Source organism: Polaribacter sp. 2305UL8-11, from assembly GCF_058147165.1.
Genome location: NZ_JBYVJW010000018.1, coordinates 1 through 16,309, shown reverse-complemented (window position 1 = coordinate 16,309; position 16,309 = coordinate 1). Strand labels below are relative to the sequence as shown.

The 16,309-nt window shown below is 31.0% G+C and carries 22 protein-coding genes and 1 tRNA gene; 10 read left to right on the top strand and 13 right to left on the bottom strand.

The genetic code is table 11. The annotated features are described in order from the left end of the window. Positions 1-285: 285 nt before the first annotated feature. Positions 286-3,225 (top strand): FISUMP domain-containing protein, encoded by a 2,940-nt coding sequence (locus tag ACY2RW_RS14820; RefSeq protein WP_490123518.1) that lies wholly within the window; start codon positions 286-288, stop codon positions 3,223-3,225. Positions 3,226-3,326: 101 nt separating this feature from the next. Here the strand turns inward: ACY2RW_RS14820 and ACY2RW_RS14815 are convergent, their stop codons facing one another. The 8 genes from ACY2RW_RS14815 to ACY2RW_RS14780 all read right to left on the bottom strand — a co-directional run bounded on the left by ACY2RW_RS14815 (position 3,327) and on the right by ACY2RW_RS14780 (position 7,572). Continuing rightward, entirely contained in the window at positions 3,327-3,749 is a 423-nt protein-coding gene (locus ACY2RW_RS14815) for a hypothetical protein (RefSeq protein ID WP_490123517.1), read from the bottom strand. Beyond that, positions 3,721-4,272 carry a hypothetical protein gene (locus ACY2RW_RS14810; RefSeq protein WP_490123516.1) on the bottom strand — a complete coding sequence of 184 codons (552 nt, stop codon included), beginning with the start codon at positions 4,270-4,272 and terminating at the stop codon, positions 3,721-3,723. Before ACY2RW_RS14810 ends, ACY2RW_RS14815 begins: the two co-directional genes overlap by 29 nt. Positions 4,273-4,312: 40 nt before the next feature. Continuing rightward, positions 4,313-4,492 (bottom strand): hypothetical protein, encoded by a 180-nt coding sequence (locus tag ACY2RW_RS14805; protein WP_490123515.1) that lies wholly within the window; start codon positions 4,490-4,492, stop codon positions 4,313-4,315. A gap of 23 nt (positions 4,493-4,515) precedes the next feature. Beyond that, the gene (locus ACY2RW_RS14800) at positions 4,516-4,698 is read right to left on the bottom strand and encodes a hypothetical protein (protein ID WP_490123514.1); all 183 of its coding nucleotides are present in this window, start codon (positions 4,696-4,698) and stop codon (positions 4,516-4,518) included. A gap of 49 nt (positions 4,699-4,747) precedes the next feature. Continuing rightward, complete coding sequence (locus tag ACY2RW_RS14795) at positions 4,748-5,005, bottom strand: hypothetical protein (RefSeq protein ID WP_490123513.1); 258 nt, start codon at positions 5,003-5,005, stop codon at positions 4,748-4,750. A gap of 1 nt (position 5,006) precedes the next feature. Then, positions 5,007-5,795: a DNA adenine methylase gene (locus ACY2RW_RS14790; protein WP_490123512.1), complete on the bottom strand. Its 789-nt coding sequence runs from the start codon at positions 5,793-5,795 to the stop codon at positions 5,007-5,009. A 67-nt stretch (positions 5,796-5,862) separates the two neighbouring features. Beyond that, on the bottom strand, positions 5,863-6,321 hold the full coding sequence (locus ACY2RW_RS14785) for a JAB domain-containing protein (protein ID WP_490123511.1): 459 nt from the start codon (positions 6,319-6,321) through the stop codon (positions 5,863-5,865). 78 nt (positions 6,322-6,399) lie between these two features. Next, positions 6,400-7,572 (bottom strand): type IV secretory system conjugative DNA transfer family protein, encoded by a 1,173-nt coding sequence (locus ACY2RW_RS14780; RefSeq protein ID WP_490123510.1) that lies wholly within the window; start codon positions 7,570-7,572, stop codon positions 6,400-6,402. A 127-nt stretch (positions 7,573-7,699) separates the two neighbouring features. On the opposite strand from ACY2RW_RS14780, the gene ACY2RW_RS14775 reads away from it, so the two are divergent. The 5 genes from ACY2RW_RS14775 to ACY2RW_RS14755 all read left to right on the top strand — a co-directional run bounded on the left by ACY2RW_RS14775 (position 7,700) and on the right by ACY2RW_RS14755 (position 11,271). Beyond that, entirely contained in the window at positions 7,700-8,638 is a 939-nt protein-coding gene (locus tag ACY2RW_RS14775) for a tyrosine-type recombinase/integrase (RefSeq protein WP_490123509.1), read from the top strand. 347 nt (positions 8,639-8,985) lie between these two features. Further along, positions 8,986-9,059, top strand: a tRNA-Thr gene (locus ACY2RW_RS14770). Positions 9,060-9,093: 34 nt separating this feature from the next. Continuing rightward, positions 9,094-9,984 (top strand): tyrosine-type recombinase/integrase, encoded by an 891-nt coding sequence (locus tag ACY2RW_RS14765; protein ID WP_490123508.1) that lies wholly within the window; start codon positions 9,094-9,096, stop codon positions 9,982-9,984. Between the two features lie 437 nt (positions 9,985-10,421). Then, complete coding sequence (locus tag ACY2RW_RS14760) at positions 10,422-10,775, top strand: helix-turn-helix domain-containing protein (RefSeq protein ID WP_490123507.1); 354 nt, start codon at positions 10,422-10,424, stop codon at positions 10,773-10,775. Next, complete coding sequence (locus ACY2RW_RS14755; RefSeq protein ID WP_490123506.1) at positions 10,759-11,271, top strand: hypothetical protein; 513 nt, start codon at positions 10,759-10,761, stop codon at positions 11,269-11,271. The genes ACY2RW_RS14760 and ACY2RW_RS14755 overlap by 17 nt, the downstream gene beginning before the upstream one ends. 31 nt (positions 11,272-11,302) lie before the next feature. Here ACY2RW_RS14755 and ACY2RW_RS14750 read toward each other — a convergent pair whose 3' ends face one another. Beyond that, positions 11,303-11,470 (bottom strand): hypothetical protein, encoded by a 168-nt coding sequence (locus ACY2RW_RS14750; protein WP_490123505.1) that lies wholly within the window; start codon positions 11,468-11,470, stop codon positions 11,303-11,305. A 109-nt stretch (positions 11,471-11,579) separates the two neighbouring features. Here ACY2RW_RS14750 and ACY2RW_RS14745 point away from each other — a divergent pair, with 109 nt between their 5' ends. After that, on the top strand, positions 11,580-12,326 hold the full coding sequence (locus tag ACY2RW_RS14745; protein ID WP_490123504.1) for a hypothetical protein: 747 nt from the start codon (positions 11,580-11,582) through the stop codon (positions 12,324-12,326). Positions 12,327-12,383: 57 nt separating this feature from the next. Here ACY2RW_RS14745 and ACY2RW_RS14740 read toward each other — a convergent pair whose 3' ends face one another. Beyond that, positions 12,384-12,677, bottom strand: coding sequence for a hypothetical protein (locus ACY2RW_RS14740; RefSeq protein WP_490123503.1), 294 nt, complete (start codon positions 12,675-12,677; stop codon positions 12,384-12,386). Between the two features lie 32 nt (positions 12,678-12,709). Continuing rightward, entirely contained in the window at positions 12,710-13,054 is a 345-nt protein-coding gene (locus ACY2RW_RS14735; protein ID WP_490123502.1) for a hypothetical protein, read from the bottom strand. A 145-nt stretch (positions 13,055-13,199) separates the two neighbouring features. Here ACY2RW_RS14735 and ACY2RW_RS14730 point away from each other — a divergent pair, with 145 nt between their 5' ends. From ACY2RW_RS14730 to ACY2RW_RS14720, 3 genes are all read left to right on the top strand, one after another. Further along, positions 13,200-13,433, top strand: coding sequence for a helix-turn-helix domain-containing protein (locus ACY2RW_RS14730; RefSeq protein WP_490123501.1), 234 nt, complete (start codon positions 13,200-13,202; stop codon positions 13,431-13,433). A gap of 35 nt (positions 13,434-13,468) precedes the next feature. Beyond that, positions 13,469-14,101 carry a hypothetical protein gene (locus ACY2RW_RS14725; protein ID WP_490123500.1) on the top strand — a complete coding sequence of 211 codons (633 nt, stop codon included), beginning with the start codon at positions 13,469-13,471 and terminating at the stop codon, positions 14,099-14,101. Between the two features lie 76 nt (positions 14,102-14,177). Next, on the top strand, positions 14,178-14,669 hold the full coding sequence (locus ACY2RW_RS14720; protein WP_490123499.1) for a hypothetical protein: 492 nt from the start codon (positions 14,178-14,180) through the stop codon (positions 14,667-14,669). A 1-nt stretch (position 14,670) separates the two neighbouring features. Here the strand turns inward: ACY2RW_RS14720 and ACY2RW_RS14715 are convergent, their stop codons facing one another. Continuing rightward, a complete protein-coding gene (locus tag ACY2RW_RS14715) occupies positions 14,671-15,228 on the bottom strand; it encodes an RNA 2'-phosphotransferase (RefSeq protein WP_490123498.1) in 558 nt (185 codons plus the stop codon). Continuing rightward, a partial coding sequence (locus tag ACY2RW_RS14710) for an RHS repeat-associated core domain-containing protein (RefSeq protein WP_490123497.1) occupies positions 15,228-16,309 on the bottom strand: 1,082 nt, incomplete at its 5' end. The genes ACY2RW_RS14715 and ACY2RW_RS14710, both read right to left, overlap by 1 nt.

The window sequence follows — 16,309 nt, the reverse complement described above, 5'->3', positions numbered from 1 at the left end:
TGAAATGCTATTGATTAATTTCTACCTTGTGTTAAGGTTAAATTATGCTTTTAAGTTTCGCCAAAAAACTTATCCGCTAGCTGGCATCCTTTTTGGATTCGTATGTCAGTGAAGCCTGATTAAATTCAGGCTTTTTTTAATACCTAAATTCGGTGGTTTCACTGATTGCAATGTCAGGATAATCCTTTGTTTGACAGAGCTTTAAAAAGCATTTGTAGTGGCATCTACGATAGCATTTTAGCATTTATTTCAGCATTTGATGAGCAATGCTTATTTTTGGTATCTATGAAGACTCCACCCAACCTAGAAACTAAATTTTTTATTAATGATATTGATACCCATAAAGTGTGTCTAAAAATTGATAATGGTAAGTATGCAATTGGAACAAAATCTAAAAAAGGGGTAGAAGGTTTTGAGAATCTAATTAAACAAGAGTTTGGTAAAACAAAATCTGACAACTTCTTAACTTATACAAATATTAACGGAAAGGATATAGACAATAATTCTGGTAATGCATCCCCATACCAAAGTCTTAGAAATATTCATACAGTTCTGTGTTGGCTTTTTTCAGAAACAATTAGTCCTACTCATTCAATAGAACATGTAAAACGCTATTTATATAATTTAAAAATAGAAAAGGACAAAAAAGAGTCAGGAGTTATTGATTCATTTAACTATTTTATAAATAGTATAAGACCTTTCTTATCGGAAGAGTTTAAGAAATATGATTACAAAATAAATATTAAAACTTTTGATTTTAAGGTTGATGAAATTGATAAAAAAAATGTAACTAAAGGGCAAAAAAAAATAAAAACAGAAGATGCCTCTGATAATGACGTAACAGATGAAAAACCCCTTAATTTTAAGAGTGTTTTTAGTTTTTCAAAAACACTCTTAAAATTTAATGTATTAAAAAAATCAATTATTGGAATTTCTATTATTTTATTAAGTCTCTGGATATATAATTCACTTATTAAAGAGAAAATTCCTTTTAAAGAGATAAAAATTGGAAATCAAATCTGGTCAAGTGAAATTAATATTCCAATTAAAGGTAGTTTTTGTTTTAGTGATACTGAACAAAACTGTGTTGGATTTGGAAGATTATATTCATATAAGGCTGCAAAAAATATAGCAGATTTATACGATGATTGGGAATTACCTATAATAGAGGATTATCAACAATTAATCACTTTTTTAGGTGGAGAAGAAAATGCGATGCCTAAATTAATGAAAGGCGGAAGTTCTGGTTTTGATGCAACACTTTCAGGGTATAAAAGTGAAGAGGTTTTAGCAGATGGCAAACCAATTGGCTATAATGGAATCGGAAAAGAAACTTCTTTTTGGACATCTTCAATTGGAGAAATTAGAGATGAAAAAGATGTAAATAGACCTTATGCAATGCGCATTTATAAGAATGGTGTTTGGGGTAAAATTTGTGATTGTTGGACAGAAAGAGATGCGCTATCTCTACGTTTAATTAAAACAAACAGGGGTTTTGTTCAAAACTTTGTTAAAAGTAAAATGAGTGAAGAAGAAAGGAAAGCACTTCAACTTAAAAGTGAACAAATTCGTAATCAACGATTCAAAATTTTACATACTGTTCAAAATAAAATCGCTAAAGAACTTACAAATGATTATAATAAAGATGGGATAAGAAATCTCTCTACTGAATTGATACATGAAATTATCTCTATTAGTGAATCTTTAACGCCCTACTACATTGATAACAATGATGTTGAAAATTATTCTAGCCCCCAAAGAGCAAGTCTTTATGTCTTTTTACTAAAGAGTAATCTTGATACAAATACGTTCCATGCAATTATTTCAAATGCAAATTTCAAGAGTTCAGACTTTTCAGAAATGAATTTAAGCAACTTGAATTTTGCAAAATACCTGCATGGAATTAAAGGAGCTTACAAAAAAGAGCTCCGAGTATTAATAACACTTAATAAAAGACCAAACTTTAGAAATTCAACTTTTAAAGGAGCTAATTTGGAAAACACCACATTATATGGAGATTTTTCAAGTGCAGATTTTAGTGGTGCAATATTGAATAAAACTATTTTTACTTGGTCTGAATTATTTTATAGTCGTTTTAACGACACAAAAATGGTTAAAGTTTTTTTTAAAAACTCTAATTTACAAAACTCTGATTTCCGCTGTTCAAAAAATTTTGATATTGGAGGGTTTATAAATTGTGATTTAAGAGGTGTCGATTTTGATAATAGTGAGTTTTTAGGGGGTACAAATCCATTTGTTTTTGATAATTGTTTTATGTCTTCAAAAGGAACTTTTTTTAAATATGAGTTATTTAGCTCTAATCAATCAATTGGAATTAAAGGATATCCTTTCATAGAAGAAAGCCCTCTTCTCAATGAAGATATATATTATATCTACAGAGATACTAAACCTACAAGATTTAAAAAAACAATCAAAGCATCTGATTTAGATTCAGCTTTTGTGTTTTTTGGAACTAAAAAACAAGAAAAATCTTTTTTCTCCAGTTTTAAAGATTCCACATTAATTAAAGGGATAAATCATTACACTATTAGAACAAATGACAACTTTGAGAGGAGTGGCAAATATTTAAGAAGTCTTATTCGCTTTGATAAAAAAGTTTGGGATGTTTCTGGTCTTAAAAGTGATACACTCTTCAGAAGAAGTTCCCTTAATAAACTCCAAGCTGAATATAGAGGATATATTTTTGATTATTCTTTCCAAAACTACTCAACTGGAATTGCTTCTTTTAAAAACTGTAAATTCACTTTTACACATTTCAAGAACTCAAGTATGGAATATGTTAGTTTTAAGAACTCTAATTTTATAAATTACAATTCTTTAATTGGAAACTATTTTATAAACACAAGACTATTTTCAAATGATTTTAGAATTAGAGATGGTTTATTCCTCTTTGATAAAGAAACTAAATATGATGACCTTCTTATTAATAAGAATTTTCCAGTTTTTAAGTTTTTACATCAGAAAGATATATTGAATACAAATTCTTATAAAAAACATCTGATAAAAAAGAAATCTGATAAAATGTATGTGAACTCATACTATGACGATATAGAAAAAAAGATGAAATGGATTATTTTCACAGAAAATTATAATACAATTGATACTTTAGAAATTGATAATCAGAAAAAAATTATCTTAAGAAACATTAAAAAAATAAGCTCTAAAATTAAAAGAGCCTATATAAAAGATGATTTGAATATCTAAAAAGAAACTCTTTTTATAATTAATAGAATATTGAATGAAAATAAGTTTCCAAAATGGAAATTAAAAACACCATCCTAAAATGGTGTTTTACTATTCAATTTTCACTCCAACCAAACCTTTTTCGCTTTATCAAATCCGCACCACTTGTGGTCTTTATCAAATCCTCGACAAGCCAATTCATAACGAATGAGTCTTTTTAGTGGTACTTCATATGCAATAATAAAACGTAAGATTTCTCCATCCATCACAGAAAACATACCTCTGATTTCTTCCCAATGATTAAGTAGGTCTTCATCCATACCAATAGACTTGATATGATCGTAGTCCATTTTCTTGTAATTCTTGAGTAGGGTTTCAAAAGTATCGCCTTTAAAGGTTGGATGCTCGGGAGATATAATAATATAATCTCCTTCAATACTCTCTATTACACCAAAGGTTTCTCCGCTGACTCTATTTGTAAAGTTGAGCCATAGTGCATGGTCTATGGCTTTTACTTTACTTTTTTGTCGCATCAGATTTTTCATCTCTCTTTTTTGTTTCAGATACCTTTTCTAAATTTTTCTTAACAACAGGTTTTACCTGTCCATTTAAAGAAATGATATCTTCTCTAGATGATTTTGGGTCTTTGCCTTTTGTACGAATTAATTTCTGTGTATTAAACAGTGTTCTACATTTGATATTAAAAGCAGAATACTTTACAGCTTCTTCATTTTTAGGAAGGCTTTTTACATAACTGTCATACAAAACGCCATTGGTTAACTGATTGTCTTTGGCTTTGACTATCAAATCAAAAGCAACAATAGCAACTGTATTTACGCTTTTTTGCGGTTCAGAAAAATGAATCCCTAACTCCTTTATTTTTTCTAGTTGAGATTCATCAGCATATTTAGACAAGGTGGCTAAATCTCGGTGCTGTTCCTTTAAACGATTTACAATTACTTGTTTTTCGTTTTTTGCTTCTTCAATTTTTGCTTCCAATACATTTAAAAGCATTTGGTCTTCTTTGATGGTACTTATAAGTACATCAACAATAGTTATTTTACTCATAATTATTTAATTATTGCGTGCGAATCGCACAGATTAATATTCATTTTTTTCCTGCTTTTCTTCTGAGTGAACGATAATTACTACGGTCATAGGCATCCCAAGATTCTATGGGTTTAGAAGCTAGGTAATGCGTGTAATGTCCAAGTTGAGAGAGAACCTCCCATACTTCATTTGGGTCAATAGATTCATTGTCTTTCATATAAAATGGTTTTAGGTGCAAAGTGCGAATCGCACAGATAGTTATTAGTGTTTACAATGCTCACGAATGGTTTCCATAAAATGGTTGTAGTCATTGTGTTTTGTAGCTTCTGTTATTACCGAAGTAATTTCTTGTTCGTTCCAGTTTTCACGCTTGGCGATATAGGTAAATAAAGAGAGCAATGTTTTAGGCGTTCCTTTAAACCCTCGTAAATCGAGGTCAATCATTTTATTGATGGTTTGTTTCATCTTTAATTGTTTTTGGTGTTCTTAATTATTATTTTTTGTTTGGAACTCTTTTTCCATTTTTAACGCGAACTCCTTTGGGCATTTTTACAATAACAGCGTATTGCATCAAAGAGTTGAGCATTTCTAAATCAGTCATATTTTCTGCCTTGTCAAATAGCATTTGTATTTCTTGTACTGTCCATCCTTGTTTAATTCCTGCTGCTCTAAAAGCCAGTAAGAATCCTAAAAAGTCATCACTGTATTTATAGAGGCTAACTCTAATTTTTGGTCTGTTTTTAAATGACATATTAGATGGGATAATTAGCGGTTAATACTTCTGTTTTCCGTCCTCGTGATTTTCCTTTTATAGCTTTTCTAGCAGAGAGTGGTTTGTCAAAAGTTTTGGTATGCCAACCGTGTTTTTTGATGTATTTGGTTAGCAGTTTACTTGGATACGAACTCAGTAGAAATTTACCTTCTACCTTTGACAAGGTTTCCAGTAGATTTCTAAAATGTGTTTTGGTATAGCCACCATAATGTCCTTGATTGGTATCAATGTATGGCGGGTCAACATAATGAAAAGCATCTACTGCATCACGGCTTTTTATCACCGTCAGTGCATCATTATTTTCAATTTGGACTCGTTCGAGTCGTTTTGTAATCTCATGATTAAAAGCAATTTTTTTATTCAAAAATGCTTTGACTCGTTTTCCATATTTATCGTAACCCCAACTTCCTATTTTGCACGAAAACCCCATATTCGTTCCGATGTGGAACGCCCATGCTTGCATTATTTTGCTGTATAAATTAGCATTTTCACAAATGTATTTTGCCTGCATATATGCTTTTCGTGCAAAGAGTGTTGCTTCAATTTTTGATTTTAATGCTTGAAAGTCGCTTCGAGCGATCTGGTAAAACACAATCGCTAAATTGTATGTATCATTAATTGTTTCTGACTGGGCTGGCTCTTTTGCAAAAAATACTGCACCACCTCCAAAGAAGGCTTCTGTGTAGATTTTATGGTCGGGGATTCTTGGTAGTATTTCCTTAAGCAAGTTTAACTTGCCTCCATAATAGGTGATAGGGGTTTTGGGCATAGGTTGGTAAGACCAACAGCTAATCATAAATTAGTGTAGGTTTAAATTAAAAAAAGTTGATAATTGATTACAATTCTCCCTCATTGGCAAAAGAGTAAAACCCCTCCTGCGTTAAAATAATATGGTCAAGAATTTTTACATCTATGAGTTCTAATATTTCTTGGGCACGTTTTGTGATTGTATAATCACTTTTCGAAGGAGTTAGATTTCCTGACGGATGATTGTGGACTAATATACAGCCGCAAGCATTTGATAAAATAACTACTTGTGCTATTTCCTTAAATGAAATGGTGGTAGAATTTGTTTTTCCTGAAGAAATTTCTTTGAGTCCTAACACATGATTTGATTGTGTTAAAACAATAATCCAAAAATATTCTTTGTGGTTTAGTGTTCCTGTATCAATACGATCTCGCAAATATTGATACGTTTGTGCTGCTTGTTGTAAGCGAATCATCTCTGGGTAATTGGGTCTTTTAAAATATAATTCTAAAAGGTAGTCTTGTGTTTTGTTGTTGGTTTCTCTCATCGGTATTTTGTTTTGGTTTCACATAAGAGTATGCCAGAAGTCATTATTTTAATTTAGATACCATATACCTAGTCACAGTTATAGGATGTCTTGATATGGGAAAGTTGTGGCAGAAAATGGAACACTAGGTTTCCCAGAAATCATGAGTTTTAAATAGATATCGTAGTTATTCAAATTGGTAAAATCAGATGAATTAAAAATTGGATAGAACTCTTTGGATAGATATTTCGCATCTGCCTGTCCTGTCCGAAAAGCAATCAACGTTCCAATATTTCCTAATACTGCATTTCTAATGTCGGTATCTAACTGATGTAAATATTGATTGGCAAGGGTAAGGGAGATTTTAAATTTTCGAAGTTCACTTAAAACTTCAGCAATACTAGGGCTGGTATAGTTTTGAAATTCATCTAAAAACAAATGAAATGGTTTTCTTTTGTTCTCTAGTATATCTACTCGAGAAAAAGCAGCATTGGCAAAGGAGGTAATCAGTACAGAGCCAATTAAATGTGAAGCATCCACACCAATCTTCCCTTTTGAAATATCAATTAAAATAATTCGAGATTGATCGATGGATTGGCGGAGTGAAATATCATGGGTATTGCTAATCAAAAATCGTTTGATCGATGGATGGGCTAGAAAAGCACCTACTTTATTTAAAATAGGAATCAAATCATTTTTGGTGTATTTAGGGTATTCGTGTTCCCAAAAACGCAATACATCTTCATTATGGATTCGTTCTAAACAATCTTTTCTAAAGGCTGAATCGTGTATGATTTTAGGAATTTGGCTTAAATCTGCTGAAGGTTGAGAAAGTAGTGTTAGTAGGATATAGCGTAAGATATGTTCTAGTTTCACTCCCCAAGCGCCACGCCAAAGCTTCTGAAAGGCATCTAACAAACCACCGATGACCAGCGACTTTTTTTCTTCACTTACTTTTCGAAGTGGGTTGTACCGATAATTCATAAATGGATCAGCGATGTCCAAATGAACCACATCGCGAATACGGTTGCCAGGAATATGATTTAGGATGTTTTGAAGTAAATCCCCATGCACATCAAAAACAGCACAGCCTCTTCCATTATGAATATCTTGTAAGATTAGTGTGGTCATTAAATTTGTTTTTCCAGCACCCGTTTTTCCAACAATGTAAGTGTGTAGCATTCTGTCTTTTTGAAAAATACCAAAAAGTTTTCCAGTACTACGAAAATTAGTTTTGGCAAAATAACTGACTTGTGGATTCCAAAAATGCATGTCTATAACATAACTTCCTATCGGTATCTATTTTAGGCATCACTATTACTAACAAAAAGTTTTAACATCCATTATGTGTAGGTATTTGGTATCCTGATTTTTTGAGCTAATCACGTATGCTGGACACATGAAAACCAAGAAATTACAAGAATTGTTTCAACAGTATATTGAAATATGTCAGTACAGCCTTCGTCGAAGACCCGCAACAATTCAAAGCTATAAAGATTCCTATGGTCAATTAATAAAGCTCGTTCCTGAAATTGTCTATCCGCATCATTTAACAGAAACCCGTATGAATGAATTTTTTAAACGCATGCAAACCAGAAAACGGACTGTTGGAAAAAATATCATTCAAATAGGCGTAAAGGACAGCACCATTGCTTCTTATTGGAGCAAACTCAATCCGTTTTTTATGTGGCTAGAAGCCAATGGGCATATTGAAAAAAGCCCATTAACTTATTTGTCTAAACCTCAAGGAATTTACGAGAATAAACCCGCCATCAAAAAACAACAACTTGAAAAGTTATATGCCAGTATTTTACTTCATAATACCAATGCATTTCTTATTAAAAGAGATACAGCCATTTTGAGCACTTTATTTTTTACAGGAGTTCGAAAAACAGAATTGTTATCTATAAGAGTACAAGATGTCGCTTTGGATAAAAATATCATTACCATTATTGGTAAAACTTCCAAATCAAAAAAAACGCGCTGTATCCCTATTAATCCAACACTAAAAGTTCATTTGAAGGATTATCTCAAAGAGCGAAAGAAATACACCACAGAAATATTATTTGTGTCTTCAAAAACAGATGCTAGATTTACAGCACATGGCATCGAACATTGGGTCAAGCGAATGCAAAAAATTTCAGGAGTTCGGTTTCATCTGCATCAATTACGCCATACCTTTGCTTGTAACTTAGCTAGAAACAACATCAGTCTGCCTAAACTACAAAAGTTGATGGGACATACTGATCTTAGAATGACAGAGCGTTATGTACGTTCTCTAGGGGTAGAACATTTTATTGATGATATTTTAAAATTAAGTATTGATGATTCCTTTTAAATATTTTATACTGGAGGCTATCCAGAGTACTTATCAATTTAATATGATGATACACTCCCTTTTATTGATTTTTTTTAAGCGATTTTATTAGTTGGGTAGTGGTCGTAAGGTATGCAGTCTAGAGAGACTCCAAATACCCAAATCACCCTTATAATATAACAAAATATGGAAATTGAGCCTCGACTACCTTAATGGTAATTTAGTGGTCTAATTCAAATCTCTGGATCTTCCTATTTTTAAAGGCTGATTTTCGTTTTTGAAGCGTTTTACGACTACTACACTCTGGTAAGCAGTCGTAAAAAGCAAAAAAGTTTTGAAATCTTTAATCTTGATTATCGAGAAGAAACGCCACCATAGCTCAGTTGGTTAGAGCGTCGGCATGGTAAGTCGGAGGTGTTGGGTTCGATTCCCAATGGTGGCTCAATAAAGGAAGTGTATCGTCATTCATTTTAATTATGAACATACATACATTCGCAGCAGAGTTTTACGATTATTCTCTCTATATCAAAGGTTATTCAAAAAGAACCATTCAAAGCTATAAAAATGCCATTAACTTCTTTTGTAAATGGCTTGATATTACAGATTTTCAACAAATTAATGAACAAAACACACGTCAATTTTTTATTGATGGTCGCGTGCAAAGAAATTGGAAACCTGCCACATTTTTAACCTACCATAAATCACTAGTTGTCTTTTTTCGGTATTGCGTTACCAAAGGACATATACCTAAAAATTATATCCAAGAGATAGAAACTCCGAAACTCAACAAAGCCTTACCCAAGAAAATATCTACAGAAAACGCCCAAAAGCTCCTTGAAATTGTACTAAACTATCCGTATACCAATGATTTTCTACGATACCGAAATCATGCCATTTTTGCCACATTTCTCTATGCAGGTTTACGTAAAAGTGAACTCTTTCGTTTAGGGCTTTCTGATGTGGATTTAGAACATTTAACCTTACTAGTTCGTCAAGGAAAAGGAGGGAAAGATCGATTTATTCCTATTAGTCATACATTAGCAACAAGCCTACGAAAGTATCTAGTAGAGCGTAAGAAATTGAACAAAACCTGTCCCGAGTTCTTTACTTCTTACAATAGAAATCAAGGCTACACCGATTCAGGTTTAATACGAGTTGTTCGAAAATTAAAGGATATTTCGAAAATAGAATTTACCATTCATAGATTACGACATACCTTTGCCACTTTAATGTTAGAGGGTGGATGTGATATTTTTTCACTCTCCAAAATGTTAGGACATAGTGATATTAAGACAACGACCATTTATTTGTCCACAACTGCAGAACATTTGCGTGGGCAAATACTAAAGCACCCCTTAAATGTTTAGATTTCTGCTTTGATTGATTTTGCTTTGCAAAATGATACTTCTTTTTCTTCTTCTTTATGCTAATGTTATTTTTTTCAAGGTTTATTCAATGTAAGTATCATTTTTAGCGTGTTGTTTTAAAAGTAAGTATCTGGTTGTTTATTTTGAGCATTCTTGTTTTATGAAGTCTTTTTGAATGTATTTATTACCGAGTGTTATTATTTCGGTTCTACCTCTAATTGTATGAATAAGTTGTTTTATAGTATTTCTTTACTTTATTTTTTTAATAATAAACGAAGCAGTTTGTCTGTATCTGTTGTAAAACTTTGTACGACCGCGAAAAAAATTATCCATTTGGATAATTTTATGAATACAAGGTGGTATATGTAATAGATGTGATTCATTGTTACAATAGAAAGTGCTAGTGGAGATTAACCCCACTAGCACTTTTCTATTATATGATACATTCGAAAACCCTTTTAAAAGATTTGCGAACTGAATCTCCGCTAGACCAAAAAGATGTTGCCCAACTCTTGGATATCAAAGCGAGTAATTTAGTTCGTTACGAATATGGACATCGGAATCCACCACCAGAATTATTACTGATATACCACATGCTCTTTGATGCTTCTTTAAGAGATTTATTTGCACCTATTTATAAGCATATTACCGATGTGCTTCTATTTAGAAGCCGTAAACTCATTGCTGATTTTAAAACCCAAAATTCATCAAAGAGCCTTTATAAATTATCATTCTTAAATGAAATTGTCAATAGATTAGAAACTATCAAGCCTTATGAGTCAAGAAGCTAATAAACACAAAACAAAAGTGGTTATTGCCCTATTTGTGCATTCGAGAGGTTTTGCAATTTCTATTTTTGAAAATGCATTAACCGTCTTAAATGCTTATAATGTGGTGATTCATAAATATCCGATTCAAAACAAATCAGTACTTAAAAAAATAAAAGAAAAAATTGATTTCTATTTGCCAGATCTAGTCATACTAGAAGATCCAAAAGGATATGGCTCTAGAAAATCAAAACGCATACAAAAATTAATAAACCTCATTGAAAAACATGCCGAAAAATCAGCATTAAAAGTTGCCAAATATTCTAGAAATAATATTCGGTTTGTATTTAATACCTTTAAAGCAACTTCTAAATATGAAATTGCAAAAGTGATTACAGAGAATATTCAAAATCTTCCTGTAACACTTCCCCACAAAAGAAAATCACATCAGCCTGAACATTATTCGATGAATATATTTGATGCTATATCTCTTGGGATAACGCATTATTATCAGGTATAAACAAAAGCACTCAATATTTTTTGAGTGCTTTTTACTCCATTTTTTGTAATTCTTCTAGATAAAAATCTAAATCCTCATCATCAATTAGATTTTCTTCATTTTCTGCTTCTTTAATTCGTTTTGCGATAATCTTCGCTCGTTCTTTTTCAAACTCTTCTCGAGAAACTTCTTTGCCATAATTGTAATATGCTTCACTCATGATTTAAATATAACATAGAGTCTTTAAACTTTCTTGTAAAACTACATTTAAGTCATTACCTTATGAAGGTAAAATAACTTACTTTTAATAAAACTAAATTCAGAAGAAAATGGGAAAAAGAAATAATTTTAAAAAATTCAAGAAGTGGTGGAATACATCATATCAATTACAAAATTCTTTAACTTTTGAAAAAATAATAAAATACTTTGTGGTTTTTATTCCATTATTTGGGATAGCTTATCTAAATACTTTTTATTCTGAATTTGGTATTCATTACTATATTTATTTTAATCCATTGGATTTTTTTAAAGTATTTTATGAATTTAACAGCACCTTAATAATTTTTATTAGCGTTTTTAATTTTATAATTCTTTTTGTTATTTACAATTATAAGATGAAGGAAGGTAAATTACCTTGGAATAGAATGCTAATTATATTCTCGTTATCTCTTTTGTTTTTATGTGCTATCGCATTACTTCAATTTCCAACACTTAGATGCGAACTAAAAGGAATATCTTCTATGGTATTGGTATTAATCTTTTCTTTAATTCTTTCTTTATATTTTTTTAAATCATTAGACTTTGGCTTTTATATCTTTATTGGTTCGTATCTCCTTTTTGCCATATTTAATGCTAAACATGATGCAAAATTGATTTTAAGAGAAAAGATTAGTTTTGATATTTTAGATAAAAACAATAATTTTTTATTAGTTGAGAAGCCTTCGCCAAGCAATGACTTTTTCATTGGGAGCACGACAGATTATGTATTCATTTTTGACTCACAAAAAAATAAAGTAAGGGCAATTAAGAATAATGAAATAAGCGAATTTAGATTTAAAAGTAATAAAATGAAATAACAAAAGCACTCAAAAAATATTAAGTGCTTTTTAATTTATGGACTTAGTGTTACTATTTCAATTCTTTTCGTAGATACTCGGTCCACCATCATTAACCGTCATTGTTGTTCCAGTAATTGAAAATGTAATGGCTGGATAATTAGGCCATTTTAACGTTCCGCTATTTCCGCTATAAGTATACGTTCCAGATTCTATTTCTCCATCTAAAATGGATTTAAAATCTTGGTTTGATAAAAAGGTATAGCTTTCTCCCTGGTCATTTCCTGTTCCTAGCCAAGTAGTTCCTACGAGTTCTCCATCAAAAGGATTGTCTGTTTGTTCAGAACTAGAACATGCACTAATTCCTAACATAAGTACGAATATAAATACTGCTTTTCTCATAATTATTCTGTGTATCTAATTACGACTCCTTTTACTGACTGATTATCTTCTGTTAGATTGATAATTGCATGTCCTCCAATAGAAGCTGCTTTTTCTTTTAATTCCTTGTAGGTCTTTTCTTGTGTTCTTGAAAAGATGCCGACGTTTTTAGAAGATACTACTGTTCCTATTTCAGTATATTTTCTTGTTGGCTTTTTTGACATAAATACTTCAATGTCTGTCGGGTTGGTTTTTGCATAACTCTGCGTAGAAGTTTTTAAAATAGAAGCTGTTTTACAAGACTGGAAGCTAAAAGCTCCCATGACTAACAAACAAGCGAATAGAATTTTAATGGTTCTTTTTTTCATAAAAATGGTTTTAGTTGCCTTTGACCCTAAAGACGTTAGTTAAAAATGAGTCAAGCCAAATATAGAAAAACAATTTCATAAAACTACTTTAAAGTAGTAATTAATTAGTAGTAACATAATCAAAGGAACTATTCTTTATTTGTATATGGCAAATCAAGAAAAATACATCAAAGAACAACAGGAGAAGCTCGGTAAAAGATTCCGAGAATTACGAATAGCAAAAGGTTATACCAATTATGAACAGTTCGCTTTTGAGCACCGAATTCCAAGAGCACAATATGGACGTTATGAAAATGGGAGTGACCTTCGTTTTAGTTCGATTGTCAAAATTTTAAAAGCAATGGATATTTCTTTGGAAGAGTTTTTTAAAGGGATGTGAAAATATATTATTTTTAAGCATAAATATTAGAAGTTATGAAAAATAAAATTATGTTACTTTTCCTAGTTTTATCAATAGTAGGTTGTAGTCACTATGGTAGTAAAGAATACATTTCCAATGAAAATGAAGCCATCGAAGATATTATTTTCACAATAACAAATTTTAAAGAAATGGTTAAAATGAATAATATTGATACCAAAAACCTGAAACTTATATTGGTTTCTTCTTTAGATACAATTAGTTCCTATGGGTATGAACCAAAAGGTTATGATATTGAAATAAATGGAGTTAGATTATCAAAAAGTGTGATTGCAAAAAATAAAAAAAGATACGAAGAAGATTTACAAGAATATAATCAGGAAAAACAACTTTTTGCTCCACTAAGAACAGGAAAGCTAAAGAAAAGAAATTTTAATTTCAAATTAAATTATACTAATTTAAAAGTGGAGTTAGTTTCAGAAGATAAGGCAAAAAGTTTAAAGCTTAAAGATAATGAATATGGCTATTTGTTTATTTCTAGAATTATTTTTAATAAATCTTATGATAAAGGGTATTTAGCGTATTCATTTTTTTGTGGAGATGTTTGTGCATGGGGTAATAATATTGAAATCACAAAAGTTAATGGGAAATGGAAAGTAACAAAAGTTTTTTCAGGTGGTATAGCATAAAAACACTTCAAGTAATTGAGAAGTTTTTTTTAGTTTAATGGTAGTGTTTTTTTAATTAAAGTGTTAATTTAGCTTTATGATAACTTTAAACAAAATTGGATTAAAATACCCTTTAAATATGGGAGCACCATCTCCAAAAATTATCAGTGATGATATACACTTAATATTACTTTTTTATATAGATTTATTTGATTTACCTAAAACGACAGATAAGTTAAATGAAAGAGATTCACTTAATGACGAAGGAGTTGCAATTGTAAAATTTAAAAAGAAATTTATTCATAAGTTTGGAACCCCTAACGACGAAATTATCATTGGTCATCCTTATTATAAGATAGGTTTAAAGCCCTATTCTTTCTATTCAGTAGATGACTCAGATTGGATTAAAGATATTAATAGGATGCAGTCACTCCACCCATATTATAATGAACAATCAATTAATAACTTAAACCATTATATCTTCACTTTTAAAGACAATACTTTTGAATGTATTGCTCAAGATTATGTTATCGAATATTCGTTTGATTCAATGGAAAAAAATCTAAAAGCTGTTATTGGTAATATCTAACCTAACTTTTTATTTTTTCAATATACTTTTTATGTATTTCATCAGCTAACCATAATTTATTCGCTTCTTTATAGAAGTTAACTCCGTTTTGATATGCAAGTTTAGATTTAATTTTTAAAAGAACAGGAATTGATGTTTTTCTTAAAGCGACCTTAGTTGCTTCATCAATGTCTTCAGATAAATGAACATATTGTCTCCCCATAGGTAATAATCCTTTTTCGAAGATATTATCTACAAATTCATCTTTAGTAGCATGATATAAGTTTTTAGGAGGTTTAGAAGCTTGTTTTAATATCTTGTTTTCTATTGAATGTCCATAAGAAGCACGAATCTTATTATCAATTAACTCATGTCTCTTTTTTTTAGAAATTAAAATCATTTTCTCTATATCTTCTATGTTTAATGAAGAAAAAGAACTGTCTTTTATTTGAATAGAACTAATCAATAAACTTACATCAACCCAACCATCTTTATTCAATTCTAAATTGTACAAAGATGGTTCATGACGTAAGGCATGAGATATAATTTTACTTAACCTATTTAAATCTGTATCTCTCATTAATTACCTATAACATTTTTAGTTCCAGATTGCCTTATTGTACTTGTACCAGCACTAGTCAATTTGTTTCTTGTTAATTGGTTCGTTAATTGATTTTCAAAAAATTCTTGCCCTGTTCGGTTAGTCACATTCCACTGACTTCTTGGTATACCTGCTCTTGTTAATGCTGCGGATGATCTTGTATTTAAAATTAAAGCTTGTCCGTCTCTAACAACTAAATCAATCTTTACATCAGAAGGCTTCATTTTTCCTGATCTTAATAAAGCAGAAACTTCATCAACAGTTTTACCAGCAAATTTACCTCCAGCACTAAAAGATGCTCCAAAAGTCTTTTGAGCCCACTTCGCATTTAGAATTAATTTCCCAGATGAACTAGCTAATCTTCCAAAGAGAGCATATATCCCTGCTTTTGCCAACACAAATTCAGAGGCAATAGCTGTAAGAACAGCATCAGTTAGCCCCATTCCAACTCCTTGGGGAGCAGCCATCGAAGTATACTTAGTGCCATTTTTTATTAACTCGGATTCTTTAGTTCCTTTCTTTGAAGTACGCACATATTTACCATCAACATATTCTCGGTCAAAATCATCATCAGTCCTATGAATAGTTACTTCTCCAGTTTTTGAATTTGTATAGATATTATCTGGTGGGGTCTCTCCAAAATGAGATTGTGTTTCTGAAATGGCTCTTTGATAATCATCAGTTTCTTCTCCAGTCTGTCTATTCCTATACATCCCATTACCAGTGTATTGCCAACTATCTGCCCCAGAAGGGTCAGCCCAAAATATAGGATTATTATCAAAAGCTGTAAATGGAGAAAATTCATAATGTGTAACTGGATCAATAGAATTCCATCTTCCAATAGCTGGGTCATATTGACGTAAATCCATCTCATATAAATTCAGGCCTAAAGATTGTTCAAACTCTATACCATTGTACTTAAATTTCTGCGCAGTACTATTCCCATTACTCGAAACCACGTTATTATACCCTTTATGTTTTAATCCAAAAGGATAGTAGTTAGATTCTTCAACAATTTCTAAATCAGTATTACTTGTGTTATTTGGGTTACTATCTTTAT